Origin of the sequence: Pseudoalteromonas sp. TB41, assembly GCF_000497975.1 — a bacterium.
Classification (GTDB): domain Bacteria; phylum Pseudomonadota; class Gammaproteobacteria; order Enterobacterales; family Alteromonadaceae; genus Pseudoalteromonas; species Pseudoalteromonas tetraodonis.
The window spans coordinates 24621-43547 of sequence record NZ_AUTH01000083.1; the positions used below are offsets into that span (position 1 = coordinate 24621).

An 18927-nucleotide genomic window follows, 5' to 3' on the forward strand; every position below is an offset into this window, starting at 1 on the left:
ATCAGCTACAAAATTGGTGAACATACCGAACAGTGTCAATATAAATCTAACACCTAAACCTAAAATTATCTGTAAGTCTAGGAGTGCTAGCAAGGCGGTAAAACTATTTATGCATAGGAGCATACGGTTTGTATGTGACTTAGGCTAAATAGTTTTACCAACGCAGCTAAAACGAACTACACAACTCAGATATCTGCAAGTGTAGAAGTGCTGACAAGGCGAAGTGCTTTATTATGCCAAGGAGCATACATATAGTATGTGACTTAGGCTAAAAAAGCACGACAACGCAGTCAAAGCGAACTACACGTAGCAGATTACATTTGCTCCATGACTTCGATACCTAGTAAATCCAATCCTGTTTTCAGCGTATCTGCCACTAAATTACACAACACTAAACGACTATCACGAACACTTGGCTCTACGCCCTCTTTAAGTACTGGGCAAGCTTCATAAAATGTCATGTATAGACTAGCTAGTTCGTATAAGTAACCACATAATACGTGCGGTGTGGCTTCATTGATCATCAGATCAAGGACTTCTTCCAACTGCAATAATTTAAGCGCGAGTGTTTTCTCTTGCGGCTCAATAATACTTACATTGGCTTTTAAGCTTGCAGCATCAACGCCAGACTTACGGAAAATACTGCGAACACGCGTATAAGCATATTGTAAGTAAGGGGCTGTTGCGCCTTCAAAGCTTAGCATGCTGTCCCAGTTGAAGATGTAATCGCTGGTACGATGCTTAGAAAGGTCAGCATATTTAACTGCGCCAATACCCACTTTACGTGCAATTTCACTACGGTCTTCGTCAGATAAATCTGATTCACGCTCAGCGAGTTTAGCTGCTGCGCGAGTAATTGACTCTTCAAGCAAATCAGCTAATTTAACCGTGCCGCCTGTACGGGTTTTAAATGGTTTACCATCAGCGCCCATCATGGTGCCAAATGGACAAAACTCGTAACTAGTTTCATCACGTAATAAACCGGCTTTACGTGCAGTTAACTCTACTTGATTAAAGTGAAGACTCTGGCGCGCATCAACAAAAATTAAAATACGCTCTGCACCCAACTTGTTTGAGCGATAATCACACGCTGCTAAATCTGTGGTTGCATATAAAAAGCCGCCACCTGATTTTTGCACGATAAACGCTGAAGGTTCACCGTCTTTATTTGCAAGCTCATCTAAAAATACCACTTGTGCGCCTTGCGACTCTACTGCGATATTTTTATCTTTTAATAAGCTAATAATATCGTTAAGTTCGCTGTTATAAGCACTTTCAGCCATAATGTCGGCAGGTGTAAGGGTTACGTTTAAACGCTTGTATACTTCTTCAGAGTGTTTCACTGAAGTGGCAATAAATAGTTTCCACAGTTTTTCACAGTGTGCGTCGCCACCTTGCAGTTTAACTACGTAGTTACGCGCTTTATCGGCAAAGCCTTCTTCGTCGTCAAAACGCTTTTTCGCATCGCGGTAAAAGGTTTCTAAATCAGCAAGCGCAACAGTATCTAAATCAACACCTTGGTTAATTTGATCTTCTAAATGCGCAATTAGCATACCAAACTGTGTGCCCCAATCACCCATGTGATTTTGACGAACAACGGTATCGCCTCTAAATTCAAGCGCACGTACTACGGCATCACCAATAATAGTTGAGCGTAAGTGACCTACGTGCATTTCTTTTGCAAGGTTAGGCGATGAGTAATCAACCACTACTTTTTGTGGTTTGGCGTGCTCAGTTACGGCAAGTTTTGCGTGGTTATTAGCAGCTTGTACGCTTTGAGCTAAAAACTCCGGCTTTAAGTGAATATTAATAAAACCAGGGCCAGCAATTTCCGTTTTTTCGGCAATGTCGCTTACATCTAACTGATCAATAATTTTTTGCGCCAATTCACGCGGGTTACTTTTCATTTTTTTAGCTGCGCCCATCGCGCCATTAATTTGGTAATCACCAAACTGTGGGCGAGTGCTTTGGGTGACCGCTGGGTTAGTATCTTCTGGTAGGCCTGCGGCGGTCATAGCGGCAATGGCTTTTTCTACTAAAATAGTACGAATATTCATAATATTATTTACCTTTATAAGCCCGCCAAAGCAGGCTTTGTGTTAATTCTAGAGGCTAAGTGCTAGTTTTCACGCGTGTGATTAAATGTCACTTCAGGGTAACGCTCTGTCGACAAGTTAAGATTTACACGACTCGGCGCGATGTAAGTTAAATTATCGCCACCATCAAGTGCTAAGTTGCTTTCGCACTTACGTTTAAATTCTTCAAACTTTTTAACATCATCACAGCTAACCCAACGGGCTGTATTTACATTCACGCTTTCGTAAATTGCATCAACGTTATATTCAGCTTTTAAACGCGCTACCACCACGTCAAACTGCAACACACCTACCGCACCTACAATTAAGTCATTATTAATTAATGGTCTGAATACTTGTACTGCGCCCTCTTCTGAAAGCTGTACCAGTCCTTTTAATAGCTGTTTTTGTTTTAATGGATCGCGCAGACGAATACGGCGGAATAATTCAGGGGCGAAGTTTGGAATACCGCTGAACTTAATTTTTTCGCCTTGGGTAAAGGTATCACCAATTTGAATCGTACCGTGGTTATGTAAACCAATAATATCACCAGCGTAAGCATCAGCTGCACGCTCACGATCGCCCGCCATAAAGGTTACCGCATCAGAAATACTCACTTGTTTACCTATACGCACATGATTCATTTTCATGCCTTGGCTGTATTTACCCGACACAATACGCATAAAGGCAATACGGTCACGGTGTTTTGGATCCATGTTGGCCTGAATTTTAAATACAAACCCAGTGAAGTTTTCTTCTGTGGCTACAACTTGGCGGTCTTCTGTTTCACGAGGTAAAGGCGTTGGCGCCCATTCAGTCAGTCCATCTAGAACATGATCTACACCAAAGTTACCAAGTGCAGTACCAAAGTATACAGGCGATAACTCACCCGCTAAGAACAGATCTAAATCAAACTCGTGTGATGCACCAATAACCAGCTCTAACTCGTCACGTAACTGGGCTGCAAGTTCATCACCAATCGCTTGGTCAAGCTCTGGGTTATCAAGTCCTTTAATGCTACGCACTTCTTGAATAGTATGGCCTTGGCCTGTTTTGTATAAAATAGTTTCTTCGTTATGGATATGGTAAACACCTTTAAATTCTTTACCACAGCCAATTGGCCACGTAATAGGTGCACAGGCAATATTTAGCTCTGTTTCTACTTCGTCGAGTAGTTCCATTGGGTCGCGAATATCACGGTCACATTTATTCATAAAGGTAATAATCGGCGTGGTGCGCAGACGTGTTACTTCCATTAACTTACGGGTACGTTCTTCTACACCTTTGGCGGCATCTATCACCATTAAACACGAATCTACCGCGGTTAATGTACGGTAAGTATCTTCAGAGAAGTCTTCGTGTCCTGGAGTATCAAGTAAATTAACTAACGCATTGTTATATGGAAATTGCATTACTGAGGTAGTCACAGAAATACCACGCTCTTTTTCCATTTCCATCCAATCAGACTTAGCATGCTGATTAGAGCCACGCCCTTTTACTGTTCCGGCTTTTTGAATTGCTTGTCCGAATAACAATACTTTTTCTGTGATAGTGGTTTTACCCGCATCCGGATGCGAGATGATCGCAAAGGTACGGCGTTTATTAATTTCGCTAAGGAGATTTTGGTCTGCCATTAAAAAGGTTCTTTTAGTTGATATACGGATGTATTTGTATTTTAGTATGCTGAGCTTTCAAGGCTAAAAACAAGCTAACCTAGAAAGCTCAACATACCCCAACAAGAACCCAAATTAGCTCTTGTGACGCTATCCGTTAAGTTAATCGTAATTGAAGACTATTTTCGCTGATCTTGGCTTTATAAACAATCAATGGTTGGTTATTAACGGATCTTTTTTAAGTTTGGTGTTTTCAGCGATTATTAACAATAACGCTATAAATTCCCCACTAACTTAACACCAAGCTTGAGTAATGGTTCTGTAAATCATATTATTGTTCGATTACATGGAGGATTTGATGTTGGGTAATGAAAACCAGTAAGCTAAGTATTCGATTATTATGGTATATAACTCCACTGGTTATACTGCCGTTGTTATTTTTAGGTGGGTTTACGCTCACTAATGTAACTAACTCTACGCAAAAACAAGCTGACTTGATCATGAGTCGCTTTGTAGAGCAACAACAGCAAAAAGTATTCAACTATATAGACTCTTTTCATGCAACGGCTAAGTTACTCTCTGCCTCACCGGTACTAAGTGACTTTTTAGCTAAAGATTTATTTGAAGACGCCAGCTATACCTATCGCCTTGGGGCGTTAATGGATGTATTTGCCAGTTACAGTGAAGCCTACCCTGATATTATTAGTATTAATTTAGTCTCAAAAACCGGTGAAAGTGATGCCTATTACTCCAGTAATTTAACTGTCGCGCCAAAGTCTTATCCGTTTTTTGACCAAGTCATACAAAGCAATTTAAGCCAGCAGCAGTTTATGGTGCAAAAAGAAGACGGCACCACCAACTTATATTTTGTGCAACGCATATACAGCGTTGACTACTATTTAAAACGCCCACAACAACTTGGTTTTATTGTCCTTAAGGTCGAACCTTCGATTTTAAACACCAGTATTTTAGAAGCCCCTTATAACAACACCTTAAATTTACTGCTCGCCAATGATGGTAAAATTTTATTTAGCTCTGATTACAAAATGCGTGGCCACTATGTTAGTGAGTATGAACTTAATAAAATTAATGACCTAGCTGATATTGGCAGCTTATCAACCATTGAGCTTTCGAGCGTTGATAAAATAGAACGATTGATTTTCGCAGCCCAAATGAGTGGCGGCTACTATTATGTGTCGACCATTCCTAAAGCGGTACTGTATCAATCAGGTAAAGCAATTAGTGTCATCACTGGGCTAATTGTAATTATTTCTGTGATCACCCTACCGATCTTAATTTTTATTGTGGTGCGCAATTTACTGCTTAACCCAATTGAATTACTAGGTGAAGCAAGTCACCGAGTAGGTGATGGCGACCTCTCAGTCACACTGCCTGCTTATACTACCGATGAGGTAGGCATACTGTTTAACGACTTTAATCACATGATTAACCAAATTAAGCATTATCAAGAGCAGCTAGAAGAATATAAGCATCACTTAGAAGACAAAGTAGAGAGCCGTACTAAGGCACTTGAATCAATGAATAGTAAGCTTGAAACAGCCATCGCTCAAGCAGAGCAAGCAAACCAGCTTAAGAGTCGTTTTTTAGCCAATATGAGCCATGAAATTCGCACTCCGCTCACTGCTATTATGGGTTTTACCGAGCAACTACTGCATAGCGATAAGAAAACAAACGATAAACATCATTTAGGCACTATTCTTCGTAATTCAAAACATTTATTAGAGCTTATTAATAACATCCTCGATTTATCAAAAATTGAAGCCGAAAAACTCGCTGTTGAGCAAACACCATTAAATGTTGTGCAGCTTATTCATGATGTTGAATCAATCATTAAACCTTTAGCACAAGAGAAACAGCTTTCATTTACAATTAATTATTCGCTACCATTACCACATACCATAAATAGTGACGTTACTCGTTTAAAACAAATACTGATTAATATTGCCAGTAACGCAGTTAAATTTACTGAGCAAGGCCAAGTAACAATTACGGCAAAGTTTCAAGCACCAAAAATTCTTACATTTATAGTTGAAGACACCGGTATAGGCATGTCGGCAAACCAAATAAGTCGATTATTTACGCCATTTGAACAAGCTGATGCCACAACCACACGCCGATTTGGTGGTACAGGATTAGGGCTATGTATTTCAAAAAATTTGGCTCAGCTGCTCGGTGGCGATGTCAGCGTCACCAGTGAAGTGGGTGTGGGTAGTTGTTTTACTATCGATATAGATTGTCATTTAGGTAATGGGCTTAGTAGTAACCTGCTTTTGACTGAACACTCTCAGCTATCACCCGAAAAAGACCCGCAACTTTCTTTTGCAACCAATAACTTTGATGCGCATATTTTAGTGGCAGAAGATAACCCCGATAATCAGTTGCTGATAAAATTACTCCTTCAAACATGGGGGTTAGAGCCTGATATAGCCAATAATGGCGCACAAGCAGTAGAAATGGCACTAGTGAACGACTACCAGCTTATAATCATGGATATGCAAATGCCGGTTATGGGCGGCTTAGAAGCAACTAAAATGCTCAGAGATGCCGCCTACGATGGCCCAATTATCGCCCTAACCGCTAATGTCATGAACCATGATATAGATACTTACCTTGAAGCAGGCTGTAACAAAGCGCTTGGTAAACCCATTGATAAAGACGCACTAGAAAATGTATTAGTCAGCTATTTACACCTTGAACGCGATAATCAAAATAAGTGGGATAGCTTATTAAAAAGTGAGAAATTTCAGCAAATAAATGCTAATTATTTGGCAAGTTTACCTGATTACTTAAAGCAGATAAAAACCCTTTATAACAACCAAGATTGCGAAACACTACGCGCACTTGCCCACAGTATTAAGGGCAGTGCCGGTTGTTTTAACTTTGATGATATTTACCATAGCGCATCAGCGCTTGAGCAAAGTTTAAAAGGCAATGATATGACTCAAAGAGAAAAACGCGTTGTAGAACTCATTACAGCAATAGAACAAGCCATCGCTAATAAGTAATCATTAAAAATTTAAACCCAGTGCCATGCCCATTAAAATCGCATCTTCAAAGCCATTTTTATTTGGCGCATCGCTGGGGTAATAATTTTTACGTACTGACATTTCAATAAAGCCCGCACGCTCATACAAAGCAATCGCCCGCGTATTAGACTCTCTCACTTCTAAAAATAAGTTTTCGGCACTGTGTTGCTCGCCGTACGCTATAAACTGCGTTAATAACTGCTTAGCAAATCCTTGTCCCTGAAAGCTCGGGGCAACACAAATATCCATTAAGGTAAAATCGGGCCCTGCTTTTTCACCAATGTAAAAGCCTATCATTTGCCCGTCATCGAACGCAGCTAAATTGAAATAGCGCCCCTGCAAACACGACTGCATTGTTTTTAACGTCCAAGGGTGTGTATGACAGGCATTTTCAATGGCCATCAGCTCATTGATATTCTCATCGGTAACCGACTTAAAGTGTATCAAGGTGTTCACTCATTAAAGCCCATAACGCACGTTTTTGCGCACAGGTTAGGTTAGAATCAGGCAGGCCTAATTGTTGCTCACTAAACTCAATGGTTGATGATTTAACAATCTTGTTTATTGTTACAGGTGCAAACGCACGCTCAATATCATCTTTTAATGTATCACAGAGTATTAACGATGAAGTCGCTGACAACTCAGCTTGAGCTGGGCGAAAGTGTTGATTAAGTTCAAGCTTTTCTATACCAAAAACAGATGCGTAACGTGAATGCATAACAACTCGATGGATTAGTAAGATGAATAATATAGGAAGTAATCAAAACGATGTAAAGAAGAAATGGCAGGGGCGGAGAGATTCGAACTCCCAACCGTCGGTTTTGGAGACCGCTGTTCTACCAATTGGAACTACGCCCCTGCAATGACGATGAATTATAAAGACCTTTTGACAAAGGTAAAGTAAAAAATCAACTTTTTGGTTTATTTGCTTTTTAAATAAACAAAACGGCGAATTAGCATGCTAATTCGCCGTTAGTTATTACTTAATTATAGCAATGGGAGGATTATTCCCACTCGATAGTGGCAGGTGGTTTTCCTGAAATATCGTAAACAACGCGTGAGATACCGTCGATTTCGTTAATGATACGGTTAGAAACCACACCTAAAAACTCATACGGTAAATGTGACCAACGTGCAGTCATAAAGTCGATGGTTTCAACACAACGAAGTGAAACAACCCAATCGTACTTACGTGCATCACCCATAACCCCTACCGACTTAACCGGTAAGAATACAGTAAACGCTTGGCTTACTTTATGGTAAAGCTCTGCTTTGTGAAGCTCTTCAATGAAAATAGCATCAGCGCGGCGAAGTAAATCACAGTACTCTTTTTTGATTTCGCCAAGTACACGCACACCTAAACCAGGCCCTGGGAATGGGTGACGGTAAAGCATGTCGTACGGTAAACCTAGCTCTAAACCAATTTTACGTACTTCATCCTTAAATAACTCACGTAATGGCTCTACTAAGCCCATTTGCATGTCATCTGGTAAGCCGCCCACATTATGGTGCGATTTAATCACGTGTGCTTTACCAGTCGCTGATGCCGCTGATTCGATTACGTCAGGGTAAATTGTACCTTGGCCTAACCATTTTGCGTTTTTAAGCTTTTTAGCTTGCTCATCAAATACATTAATAAACGTGTGGCCAATAGCTTTACGCTTATCTTCAGGATCTGATTTACCTGCTAAGTCATTTAAAAATTGATCTTCGGCATCTACTTTAACAATGTTTAAACCAAACTTATTGCCAAACATATCCATAACTTGCTGGCCTTCGTTTAAACGAAGTAAACCGTTATCAACAAATACACAGGTTAGGCGCTCACCAATAGCACGGTGAATAAGCATAGCCACAACCGATGAATCTACACCGCCTGATAAGCCTAAAATAACTTCGTCGTCACCTACAGTTTCTTTGATACGCTCAATGGCGTCATCAATGATTTTTGCTGGCGTCCATAATTTTTCACAACCACAAATATCAATAGCAAAACGCTCTAGTAAACGTTGACCTTGATGTGTGTGTGTTACTTCTGGGTGAAATTGTACACCGTAAAAGCGTTTTTCTTCGTTAGACATTGCCGCATGCGGACAAGTAGATGTTTTAGCTGTGGTATTAAAAGTATCTGGAATTTCCATTACTTTATCACCGTGGCTCATCCACACATCTAGTACGCCATTGCCGCCATCAGTAATATGATCTTCAATGGCATCAAATAATGCACAGTTACCCACTTTTTCAACTTGTGCGTAACCAAATTCTTTTTTATCTGAGCTATGTACACGGCCGCCAAGCTGCGTTGCCATAGTTTGCATACCGTAACAAATACCAAGTACTGGAACGCCTGCATTAAATACATACTCAGGAGCACGCGGGCTATTTTCAAGCGTGGTTGATTCTGGGCCACCAGAAAGGATAATACCTTGTGGGTTAAACTCGCGAATTTGCTCTTCGGTTACATCCCAAGCCCAAAGCTCACAATAAACACCAATTTCGCGCACGCGACGGGCGATTAACTGCGTGTATTGTGAACCAAAATCTAAAATGAGGATTCGTGAATCGTGAATGTCTTTGCTCATGAAGTATCTCGTAAAGTCAGGTGCTAAACGCCACCAGCTTAAGCTGTGTGACTATATTAGGGCTAACAAAGGTTAGCCCACTTTTTTCAAGTTGTTAAAGGCTGATTAGCCTAAACGGTAGTTCGGTGCTTCTTTAGTAATTTGCACATCATGAACATGCGACTCACCCATACCAGCAGAAGTTACACGTACAAACTGTGGTTTAGTGTTTAGCTCTTCGATTGTGGCACAACCGGTTAAGCCCATTGCACTGCGAAGACCACCCACTTGTTGGTGAATAATGGTCGCAATTGGCCCTTTATAAGCAACACGACCTTCAATGCCTTCTGGTACTAACTTGTCAGCTTGGTTTGATTTTTGGAAGTAGCGATCCGATGACCCTTCTTTTTGATCCATCGCACCTAGGCTACCCATACCACGGTAAGACTTGTAGTAACGACCTTGATAAAGCTCCACTTCACCTGGTGCTTCTTCAGTACCCGCGAGCATAGAGCCAACCATTACACACGATGCACCGGCAACCAATGCTTTTACAATATCACCAGAAAAACGAATACCGCCATCGGCAATCACTGGAATATCGCGACCTTTAAGGCCTTCAACCGCATCTGAAATGGCTGTTATTTGTGGTACACCACAACCAGTAACAATACGTGTAGTACAAATAGAACCTGGGCCGATACCTACTTTAACAGCATCAACACCGGCATCTGCAAGGGCAATAGCACCTTCGGCAGTTGCCACGTTACCCGCAACAATTTGTAAATCAGGGTAAGCTTGACGAGTCGCTGCAACACGGTCAATAACACCTTGAGAGTGACCATGAGAAGTATCGATTAGTAGTACATCAACACCGGCTTCAACTAATGCAGCAATTCGCTCATCAGTGCCTGCGCCAACGCCTACCGCAGCACCTACACGTAAACGGCCTTGCTCGTCTTTACATGCATCTGGTTTGTCTTGTGCTTTTTGGTAATCTTTTACGGTGATCATGCCTTTAAGTTTAAACGCATCATCAACCACAAGAATCTTCTCAATGCGGTGTTCGTGCATTAAGCTTAAGATATCTTCGCGAGCCGTTCCCTCTTTAACCGTTACTAGGTTTTCTTTTTTCGTCATCACTGTTGAAACCGGCTGTTCAAGCTTAGTTTCAAAGCGCATATCACGACTAGTTACAATACCTACAAGGTTATTTTCGCTATCGGTGACCGGAAAACCTGAGAATCCCTTTTCCTGAGACAGCTCAACGGCATCTGCAATTGTCAGATCGGCCGTTACTGTAACAGGGTATGAAACAATACCGGCTTCATAGGTTTTAACTTTACGAACATTTTTCGCTTGTTCTGCAATGGTCATGTTTTTATGAATAAAACCAAGACCACCTTCCTGCGCGAGGGCAATAGCTAAACGAGCTTCTGTAACAGTATCCATAGATGCTGAAATGAGCGGCAAGTTAAGTTTGATACCACGCGTTAAGCGAGTTGAAATATTTGCCGTATGTGGCAAAACAGTAGAATGACCAGGTACTAAAAGTACGTCATCAAAGGTAAGAGCTTCTTTAGCGATTCTAAGCATTTTGGCAACTTCTCACATGTGGATCTAAGATAAGGAATTGCGGCCAAATTTTAACAGCGTTGTAGGCACTAGTAAATAATATTTTGTATTTATTTATGATAAGCTAGATTTATAAATGTTTTTTGGTAGTTTTTATGTTTTCTAAGCCCTCGCAAACGGTTTATACCGTATCTCGCCTTAATCGTGAAATACGTGCCTTACTTGAACAAGGTTTTGCGTCTTTAATACTCACAGGTGAAATTTCTAACTTTATTGCGCCTGCTTCTGGGCATTGGTATTTTTCGTTAAAAGACGATAAAGCGCAAATTAAAGCCGCCATGTGGCGAGGCAATAATCGCAACCAAAGTTACCGACCAATTAACGGCGCACAAGTAACCGTTAAAGCACGTGTATCTTTGTACGAACCCCGTGGTGACTACCAGCTTATTGTTGAACATATGGAGCCTGCCGGCGAAGGGCAACTTAAGCAAGAGTTTGACGCGCTAAAAATGCGTTTGGCTGCAGAGGGCTTATTTAGCTCCGCTTATAAAAAACCCCTACCCCAAAACATAAATCGCATAGGGGTGATCACCTCACCTACAGGCGCCGCAATTAAAGATATTTTAACAGTACTAAAACGTCGTGCGCCGCAATTAGAAGTCGTTATTTACCCTGCGATGGTGCAAGGCAAAGAAGCGCATGGCCATTTAATAAAGCAAATAGAGCTGGCAAATTTACGTAATGAGGTCGACGTTATTATACTCGGGCGCGGCGGTGGTTCATTAGAGGATTTATGGTGCTTTAACCATGAGCACCTTGCTCGCGCTATTTATCAAAGCGCACTACCCATTGTGAGCGCTGTTGGCCATGAAATAGACACCACGATTAGCGATTACGTTGCTGATGTACGTGCAGCAACTCCTTCTGCAGCCGCAGAGCTCGTAAGCCCCAATACACAAGAGCTACATAATAGGGTTCATCAGTTAATTAGCCGTTTAGCGAATGCATTTAAACACGACATTGCCGATAAACGCGCACTAGCCATACAGTTGCAGCACCGCTTAAATTTATGCCACCCGCGCAATCAGCTAAACCAAAAATCACAACGCTTAGATGAGCTGAGTATTGCACTGCAACAGGCAATGCGTCAGCGTTTATACCAGCAAGAACGCGTGTTAGCTAATTTAACACCCAGACTAATGCGCCAATCACCAGATAAAAAGCTAGCAAATGCAAACTATCAGTTAGCACAACTCCATGCAAGGCTAAACCAAGCGATGCAACATCAGCTGCATCAGGCAAATAACAAGCTTGCCTTACAAGCAAGTCGGCTTGATTCGGTTAGCCCCCTTAATGTATTAGCGCGCGGTTACAGCATAACGAAAACGGCGCAAAATAAAGTGGTTAAATCAGTGGAAGATGTAAAAGTGGGTGATGTGTTGATCACTGAGTTAGTAGATGGCCAGGTTATTTCAAAGGTAGAAGCTTAGCCATATTGCTAAGCGCTAGCCTTGCGTACTAACAGTAAACTCAATACGGGCATCGTTAGATTGAGATGCACTGAGTTTAAATTGCTGCCACCAAGGTTCAAGATGAAGCTTATCGTTTAGCTCGCGCCATAATTTAGCTCCATAATTAACGGCATGTTGGTTAATGGTAAGCTCAAACTTACAAATTGTTTGCTTACACTTTAGCGCTGTAAGCTCAGCGCTATCTGCAAACTCATTAATAATTAAAAAGTCAGTTAACGCGACTTCAAGCTCGTAACTCCATTCGAGGTTATCAGCCTCTTGTTCAAACTGTATTGCGAGCTCATCATCAAGCTCTACACTTTCTGATTGATTTAACTTTAACTGTTGTTGAGACTGCTTAAGCTGGATTGATTTTTTTTCAAGCCGCTGATTAAGCTCAACCACATGTTGTGCTAGCTGAGTTTGTTGATCAGCCGCTTGGGCTTTATTGACCTGCACTAGGCCTTGCAAAGTAGTTGGCTGATTATTGACTTGAGTGTTAGCCGAAGAGATTACAGCTTGTTTGGGCGCTGAGGAAACACGAGTGGAATCTTTAAAAAACAAAAAGTAACCACTTGCTAACGCCACGCCTGAAGAAAAACAGAGCAGCATAGCCACAAGGTTACTTTTATATATCATTTCTAGGTACTCAAAAATTAAAGCATTGCACTGGTGTGCGATTCGTTTTCTGGCTCGGGATATTCTAAAAAGTTTTGGTTCATACTTTCTGCCGGGCACTCACAATCAGGACGACCAATAATTTTTGCAGGTACGCCAACAGCAGTTGTGTGAGGTGGTACAGGGCTTAGTACCACAGAGCCTGCACCAATACGTGCGCCCTCGCCCACTTCAATGTTACCTAGTACTTTAGCGCCTGCACCAATAAGTACGCCCGCTCTGATTTTAGGGTGGCGATCGCCTTGTTCGTTACCCGTACCACCTAATGTAACCGATTGTAATATAGATACATTATCTTCAATTACGGCGGTTTCGCCAATTACAATACCGGTGGCATGGTCAAACATGATGCCTTGGCCTACTTTACAGGCAGGGTGAATATCAACCCCAAACACCTCTGAGGTACGGCTTTGAATAAAGCGTGCAAGCTCTTTACGGTTTTGTTGCCATAAGCAGTTTGCTAAACGGTGTGCTTGTATCGCGTGAAACCCTTTTAAATTTAAAATCACAGTAAGGTAGGTTTCGGCGGCAGGGTCACGATCTTTTACTGCTTTAATATCATGAGCAACATGTGTCAGCATGCGGTCACACTTTACAAAAGCTTGGTCAAACAACTCACGGATTGTAAAAGCAGAAACCACAGCATCAGCTAGCTTGTTAGCAACAATAAAACTCAATGCCGACCCTAAGCACTCATGATTTAAAATACACGAATACACATGGCTCGCTAAAAGGGGTTCACGAGTTACTACTTCATTTGCTTCACTACGAAGCTGTTGCCAAATTTCATGACGCATAATACTGCCTTAAGTTATTACAAAGAGCCTACCGCCAATTCTAACGGATTTAGGCGCCTAGGTGTTAATCCCTTCGTTATTTGTTCTGGTTATTATATATAACTAGTTAAATTTCATTTTTAGACTACTTTTTCAAAGCCATACTATATGACAGCTAGGCAGGTTTGACCATTTGTGCAAAAATAAAATAAGTTAATAAAAATCAACAAATAACAACATATGACAGCTCGTGTGTCATGTGCCAAAATAGCCACTGGCGTACTGCTGACGGCGTAAAAAATAATAATAAACGCTAAATTAGCATCATCAACTCAACAAGGATAACGATGATGAAAAACGACATATTAAATACAAAAAAATTAGGCTATAAATTTTACTTTCAAGATGGCGATAACCAAATAGCCTGTTTTGGAAGCTACTTTACAGGTAAAGAAGAAGTCTATATTAACGATGACTTAGTTAGCAGTAGACGCAGTGTTAATATAAAAAGCTCACACACATTTGATTTTGAAAATTCGCAGTACCAAGTGAAATTTGACATGCTCAATATACTGACAGGACGACTTGAGTGCACTCTATACAAAGATCAAGAAGTGCTTGCCAAGCAAGTTCAAAGTAGTCTTCCTAGCGATCCTAAAAAAGCGGCTTTTTTTATTCTAGGCTGTGCATTAGGTGGTGCAGTATTTGGCTATACCACTGCAACAGTCGTAGAGCTAATTGTAGGAAAACTTTAACATGCAATTAAACCCTACAACGGTAAAGTCGCTTAGGCACACATTCGATTGGACACAACAACAGCTTGCCGATGCCTGCGATGTAAGCTTGCGAACCATTCAACGAGTAGAAAAAGAAGGTGCAGCCTCAAAAGAAACCACCATGGCCTTATGTGCGGTATTTGAAGTACGCCAAGGTGAGCTTATTAAGCTTGATGAAAACAACCAAAATGATGCCAATAACAGCCCATCTAAAAGTTTTATTGCAGGTTTGATTATTAGCTCTGTTATTAGTTTTGCTCTTGGTGCAGCCTCAGTACTATTAATTAGTAACTAATAAAATATAAAAATGCCCCAATGCTTACAGCACAGGGGCTTTTTTTAATACTTAAAAACTTAAGTTATTGAAATACTTTATCCACCTTTACTACTTCAATATTTTTCGCTGGTATTGCCAGTTTATAATCAGCAATTACCTTATCTTCAGCCACTAACTCGGCAGGCTTATCGGTGTTATACACCATAGGCGAGGTTTGCATAGTTGCTAAACGTTTTTGCATATCTTCACCATCACCGGTAACAAACACATAGTGAATATTCTCAGTTTGTAGGTTATCTTTAATCACGCGATTTACATCGTCAACAGTCAATGTTTTCAGTTTGTTTGTGACGTAGTTTACAAAACTATCGGTGTTATAAAACTTGCTATCTAGCGCATAACCTAACTGGCGATTTTGACTAGCAACCATTTGTGGCACAAAGTTAATTAAAAAGTTACGTGTGGCTTCAAAATCAGCCTCAGTCATGCCATTTTTAATTAGCTTATCTAGTTCAAATAATGCGGTACGGGTAGCAAAATGCGCATCGTTGTTTGAGCGCAGTGGACGTAGCCACACCTGGAATATTTGCTCCGAGCGCCCTAAGTTTGCATCAGGTTTAGTTTGAAACATACCACGAGGAAAGTATTCAATGTAGGCGTAATCACCATAGTTCATACCACGGGTTTGACGAATACGTTCGTACAAGTAACTGTTAGAACTACGATGCTCACCAAAGTACGAGCGCACTAACCACAATGCGGTCCAGTCGTCGCTGCTACGAATGGTATCAATAGGGAACCCGAACGATACAGCCGTTGATTGCGCTGACTTTTCAACAATCGTTGCATGATGACCTTTAAGCTCTGGCGCATCAGGGATTGTTAAGCGGCTTTGTTCGCCTTTTGGAAGTGTCGCCAAGTCAGATAACATTTGTGTTTTGAGTTTTTCAGGCACAGCACCAATTAAACCCACAGTAAGTTTAGCTTGTGTAAGTTCAGCATTATAAAACGCTTTAACATCATCAAGAGTAAGCGCTTCTAAATCTGATAAGTCACCGTAGTTATAGCTTTCATAAGGGTGCCCTTTATAAAGCACACTGTAGAGCACTTCTTTACCCAACTCTTCATCATTAGAAGCTTTTAAGCCCGATTTAATGCCATCGATCATTTCTTTTTTCAGACGCTTAAAGTCATCTTCTCTAAAGCCTGGGTTTAGCAGCTGCTCACTCACTAAGGCATACCACTGAGCTGCATTATCTTTATGAATACGCCCTTGGAACGACAGCATTTCTTTATCTATTTGATAACCAAAACTACCCGCCAGTGGGTACATTGCCTTTTTAATATCTTTGTAACTCATTGAGGTTGAGCCACCTTGCGCCAGCATTGCGGCAGTTAAAGCCGCTACGCCTTTTTTACCCTGCGGATCGGCAGCGGCACCGGTATTAAATAATAAGTTAATATCGATTAACGGCGAGCTATTGGTTTTATCAAGCACCTTAAAGATAGGCTTACTCGGTACTTGCTGATATTTTGCTACCAACGCATTTAAGTCGCTTTCTTGTTCAAAACCAGGGGCTTTATCAAGTGCCGACATAGTAATTGTGGTGCGCGCATTATCAACAAAATACTTATTTGCAACGGCTCTAATATCTTCGCTAGTGATATTGTCTGCCGATTTATACAGCTGATTAATCACCTCAGGATCGCGCTCAAAATGCATATAGCTGGCAAGTGTAGAGGCAATTGCTTGCGATGAATCTAAACCATTTATAAAACTGTATTTAAGGTTAGACTTTAAATCGCTGAGTTTTTGGCTATCAACCAATTCGGTACGCGCTTTGGCATACGTACGGTTTATAGCATCACGCACTGTGGCTAAATCATCGGCATTTTCAACTTTTACAAATACATGCAGTAACCCTGGATCTTTAGTTTCTGGGTTATAAGTAAACATTTGACTCGCGATTTGCTTTTCTACTACCAGTTCTTGGTAAATATCTGAATTGCTCGAAAAATAAAGCTGCGACAGTAAATCTAATGCGGCTCTGTCTTTTTTCTGAGGCTCCCATGCAGCCCCTTTATACGACACAAGTAACCAATGGCCAGGTAATCCCTCGTTTTGCTCATGCACATATTTTGGCGCTTGCTGAGTTGGCTCTTTTGGAATATCAGCAACATAGTCGCCTTTTTGCCAATTACCCCAATGCTTTTTAACCATCGCCATGGTCTCTTTTGGATCAACATCACCAACAATCACAAGCGATACATATTCAGGCTTATAAAACTTAGCAAAAAACTCTTTACCGTAGGCCATTTGATCTGGCATGGCTTCAATATCTTCAAAAAAGCCCATTGTAGTGTGTTTATAGGTATGTTTTTCGAACGCTTCTTGGCGTACCGCACTTAATAATTTACGAATTGGACTGGCGTTATTTTTTAAGTACTCGCCTTTAACCGTTAGCGCTTCGGTTCTAAATTGTTCTTCGGTGTAGCTTAAGTTTTGAAAAATATCAGCTTCAATCTCAAGTACTTTATCAAGATGTTGCTTTGAAAAATTTAAGTGGTAGTTAGTGTAATCGTTAGTTGTGTAGGCGCGGTTATCAACCCCTGAATTTTTTAAAATATCTGAATACACATCTTGCGGAAACTTTTCAGACCCTTTAAACATCATGTGTTCAAAAAAGTGAGCAAAACCAGTTTTACCTGCTTCCACTTCATTACGCGAACCAACAGACACAGGTATTTGTAGCGATACTACATCAGGGTAATCGGTTTTAACTACCATAACGCGCAAGCCGTTATCTAGCTCTTCTATTAGGTAATCTTGTGAAAAAACACGCTCATCTGCTTTATTAACTTGTTCTTGTTGAGCTGCTGTTTGCGTGTTTTGACTTTGCTGCATAGCACAACCTGTTAAGGCCAGCGATACCGCTAGGCTAGTTGCCAATAATTTAAATTTCATTGTTATCCCTTTTTAAATTGAGCAATTTTTAAAACATTTACCAAACTAAGTATGCCGTAAAGTAATTAAATATAAGAGCCCTAAGCCTATTAATTATGTAAACAACTGTGTCAGTTATTAACTATGAAAATAATTCACGTTAGTTGAGAAACTTTCAACAAATAAATCTATCTAGACGTCTAAATGGCTGCTATATTAAATCCATCATCACAAATTAAGCTGGAATGAGGATTATGGCTTTATCACTTCAAGAAAAAATACAGGACACCAACCAAGGTGTTTACCTAATTGGCACAACACCGCCAAAAATTGGGACTGATAAAGCGCAATTAAAAGTCATTGCCGAAAAATTATTAGGCCGTTTACACGAAATTGAATATGACGGTGTGATTATTTATGACATTCAAGATGAAAGCAGTCGTACAGAGCAAGCGCGTCCATTTGCATTTAAGCAAACAGTTGATCCGCGCGAGTACAGTCAACTCTTACGAGGCTTATCTGATCTTGATGTAATTACTTATAAAAGTGTAGCTCAGCGCGGTGTGAGTGAGTTTAAAGCGTGGTTAGATGAAACTAAAAATGACTACGATTTAAAAAACGTGGTGTTAGTGGGCAGCCCATCATCAGCCGGTGATATAAAGCTGAGCTTACCGAATGCCTATAAAACACTGGCAGAGCAGTCTGAAGACTTCTTTTTAGGTGGTGTAACCATTGCTGAGCGCCATGCCAATAAGCGTAACGAGCACCAACGCTTAATAGAAAAAACAGCACAAGGGTGCCAGTTTTTTATCTCTCAAGCCGTTTACAACGCACAAGCAACTATAGATTTAATAACCAGTTATGCGCGCACATGCAAAGCACAAGGCCTGACACCTAATCGAATTATATTAACCTTTACGCCTTGTGGTGGTGAAAAAACCTTAGAGTTTATGCAGTGGCTAGGCATCTCAGTGCCAGAGGCAACTAAATGGCGCATGCTTGATTCGGAAAATACACTAAGCGAATCAGTGCGTATTTGTCGCGAAAACCTCGACTCAATTTTAAAAAGCTGTGCTCACTTAGGTGTGCCACTG

The 18927-nt window shown here is 40.9% G+C and carries 14 protein-coding genes and 1 tRNA gene; 5 read left to right on the top strand and 10 right to left on the bottom strand.

Features of this window, described 5'->3' with window-relative positions:
- Positions 1-314: 314 nt before the first annotated feature.
- Together argS and prfC are read right to left on the bottom strand one after the other, a co-directional pair.
- Complete coding sequence (gene argS, locus L641_RS0112805) at positions 315-2057, bottom strand: arginine--tRNA ligase (protein WP_024602101.1); 1743 nt, start codon at positions 2055-2057, stop codon at positions 315-317.
- 62 nt (positions 2058-2119) lie between these two features.
- Positions 2120-3709 carry a peptide chain release factor 3 gene (prfC, locus tag L641_RS0112810; RefSeq protein ID WP_024602102.1) on the bottom strand — a complete coding sequence of 530 codons (1590 nt, stop codon included), beginning with the start codon at positions 3707-3709 and terminating at the stop codon, positions 2120-2122.
- Between the two features lie 347 nt (positions 3710-4056).
- On the opposite strand from prfC, the gene L641_RS0112815 reads away from it, so the two are divergent.
- The gene (locus L641_RS0112815; protein ID WP_024602103.1) at positions 4057-6714 is read left to right on the top strand and encodes an ATP-binding protein; all 2658 of its coding nucleotides are present in this window, start codon (positions 4057-4059) and stop codon (positions 6712-6714) included.
- A gap of 3 nt (positions 6715-6717) precedes the next feature.
- Here the strand turns inward: L641_RS0112815 and rimI are convergent, their stop codons facing one another.
- The 5 genes from rimI to guaB form a co-directional block, all read right to left on the bottom strand.
- Positions 6718-7182, bottom strand: a complete 465-nt coding sequence (rimI, locus tag L641_RS0112820; RefSeq protein ID WP_024602104.1) for a ribosomal protein S18-alanine N-acetyltransferase — start codon at positions 7180-7182, stop codon at positions 6718-6720.
- Positions 7169-7453, bottom strand: coding sequence for a hypothetical protein (locus L641_RS0112825; protein WP_024602105.1), 285 nt, complete (start codon positions 7451-7453; stop codon positions 7169-7171). The genes rimI and L641_RS0112825 overlap by 14 nt, the downstream gene beginning before the upstream one ends.
- Positions 7454-7517: 64 nt before the next feature.
- A tRNA-Trp gene (locus tag L641_RS0112830) sits at positions 7518-7594 on the bottom strand.
- A gap of 145 nt (positions 7595-7739) precedes the next feature.
- Complete coding sequence (gene guaA / locus L641_RS0112835) at positions 7740-9317, bottom strand: glutamine-hydrolyzing GMP synthase (RefSeq protein ID WP_024602106.1); 1578 nt, start codon at positions 9315-9317, stop codon at positions 7740-7742.
- Between the two features lie 105 nt (positions 9318-9422).
- Positions 9423-10892 (bottom strand): IMP dehydrogenase, encoded by a 1470-nt coding sequence (guaB, locus tag L641_RS0112840; RefSeq protein WP_008110278.1) that lies wholly within the window; start codon positions 10890-10892, stop codon positions 9423-9425.
- Between the two features lie 134 nt (positions 10893-11026).
- Between guaB and xseA the strand changes: the two genes are divergently transcribed.
- A complete protein-coding gene (gene xseA / locus L641_RS0112845; RefSeq protein ID WP_024602107.1) occupies positions 11027-12361 on the top strand; it encodes an exodeoxyribonuclease VII large subunit in 1335 nt (444 codons plus the stop codon).
- Between the two features lie 15 nt (positions 12362-12376).
- Here xseA and L641_RS0112850 read toward each other — a convergent pair whose 3' ends face one another.
- Both L641_RS0112850 and cysE read right to left on the bottom strand, forming a co-directional pair.
- Entirely contained in the window at positions 12377-13021 is a 645-nt protein-coding gene (locus L641_RS0112850; RefSeq protein WP_024602108.1) for a hypothetical protein, read from the bottom strand.
- 17 nt (positions 13022-13038) lie between these two features.
- Positions 13039-13857 carry a serine O-acetyltransferase gene (gene cysE, locus L641_RS0112855; protein WP_010387694.1) on the bottom strand — a complete coding sequence of 273 codons (819 nt, stop codon included), beginning with the start codon at positions 13855-13857 and terminating at the stop codon, positions 13039-13041.
- Between the two features lie 326 nt (positions 13858-14183).
- On the opposite strand from cysE, the gene L641_RS0112860 reads away from it, so the two are divergent.
- Entirely contained in the window at positions 14184-14591 is a 408-nt protein-coding gene (locus L641_RS0112860) for a hypothetical protein (RefSeq protein WP_013465705.1), read from the top strand.
- Position 14592: 1 nt separating this feature from the next.
- Positions 14593-14907: a helix-turn-helix transcriptional regulator gene (locus L641_RS0112865; RefSeq protein ID WP_024602110.1), complete on the top strand. Its 315-nt coding sequence runs from the start codon at positions 14593-14595 to the stop codon at positions 14905-14907.
- A 64-nt stretch (positions 14908-14971) separates the two neighbouring features.
- Here L641_RS0112865 and L641_RS0112870 read toward each other — a convergent pair whose 3' ends face one another.
- A complete protein-coding gene (locus L641_RS0112870; protein WP_024602111.1) occupies positions 14972-17854 on the bottom strand; it encodes a pitrilysin family protein in 2883 nt (960 codons plus the stop codon).
- A gap of 233 nt (positions 17855-18087) precedes the next feature.
- Between L641_RS0112870 and L641_RS0112875 the strand changes: the two genes are divergently transcribed.
- A partial coding sequence (locus L641_RS0112875; RefSeq protein WP_024602112.1) for a hypothetical protein occupies positions 18088-18927 on the top strand: 840 nt, incomplete at its 3' end.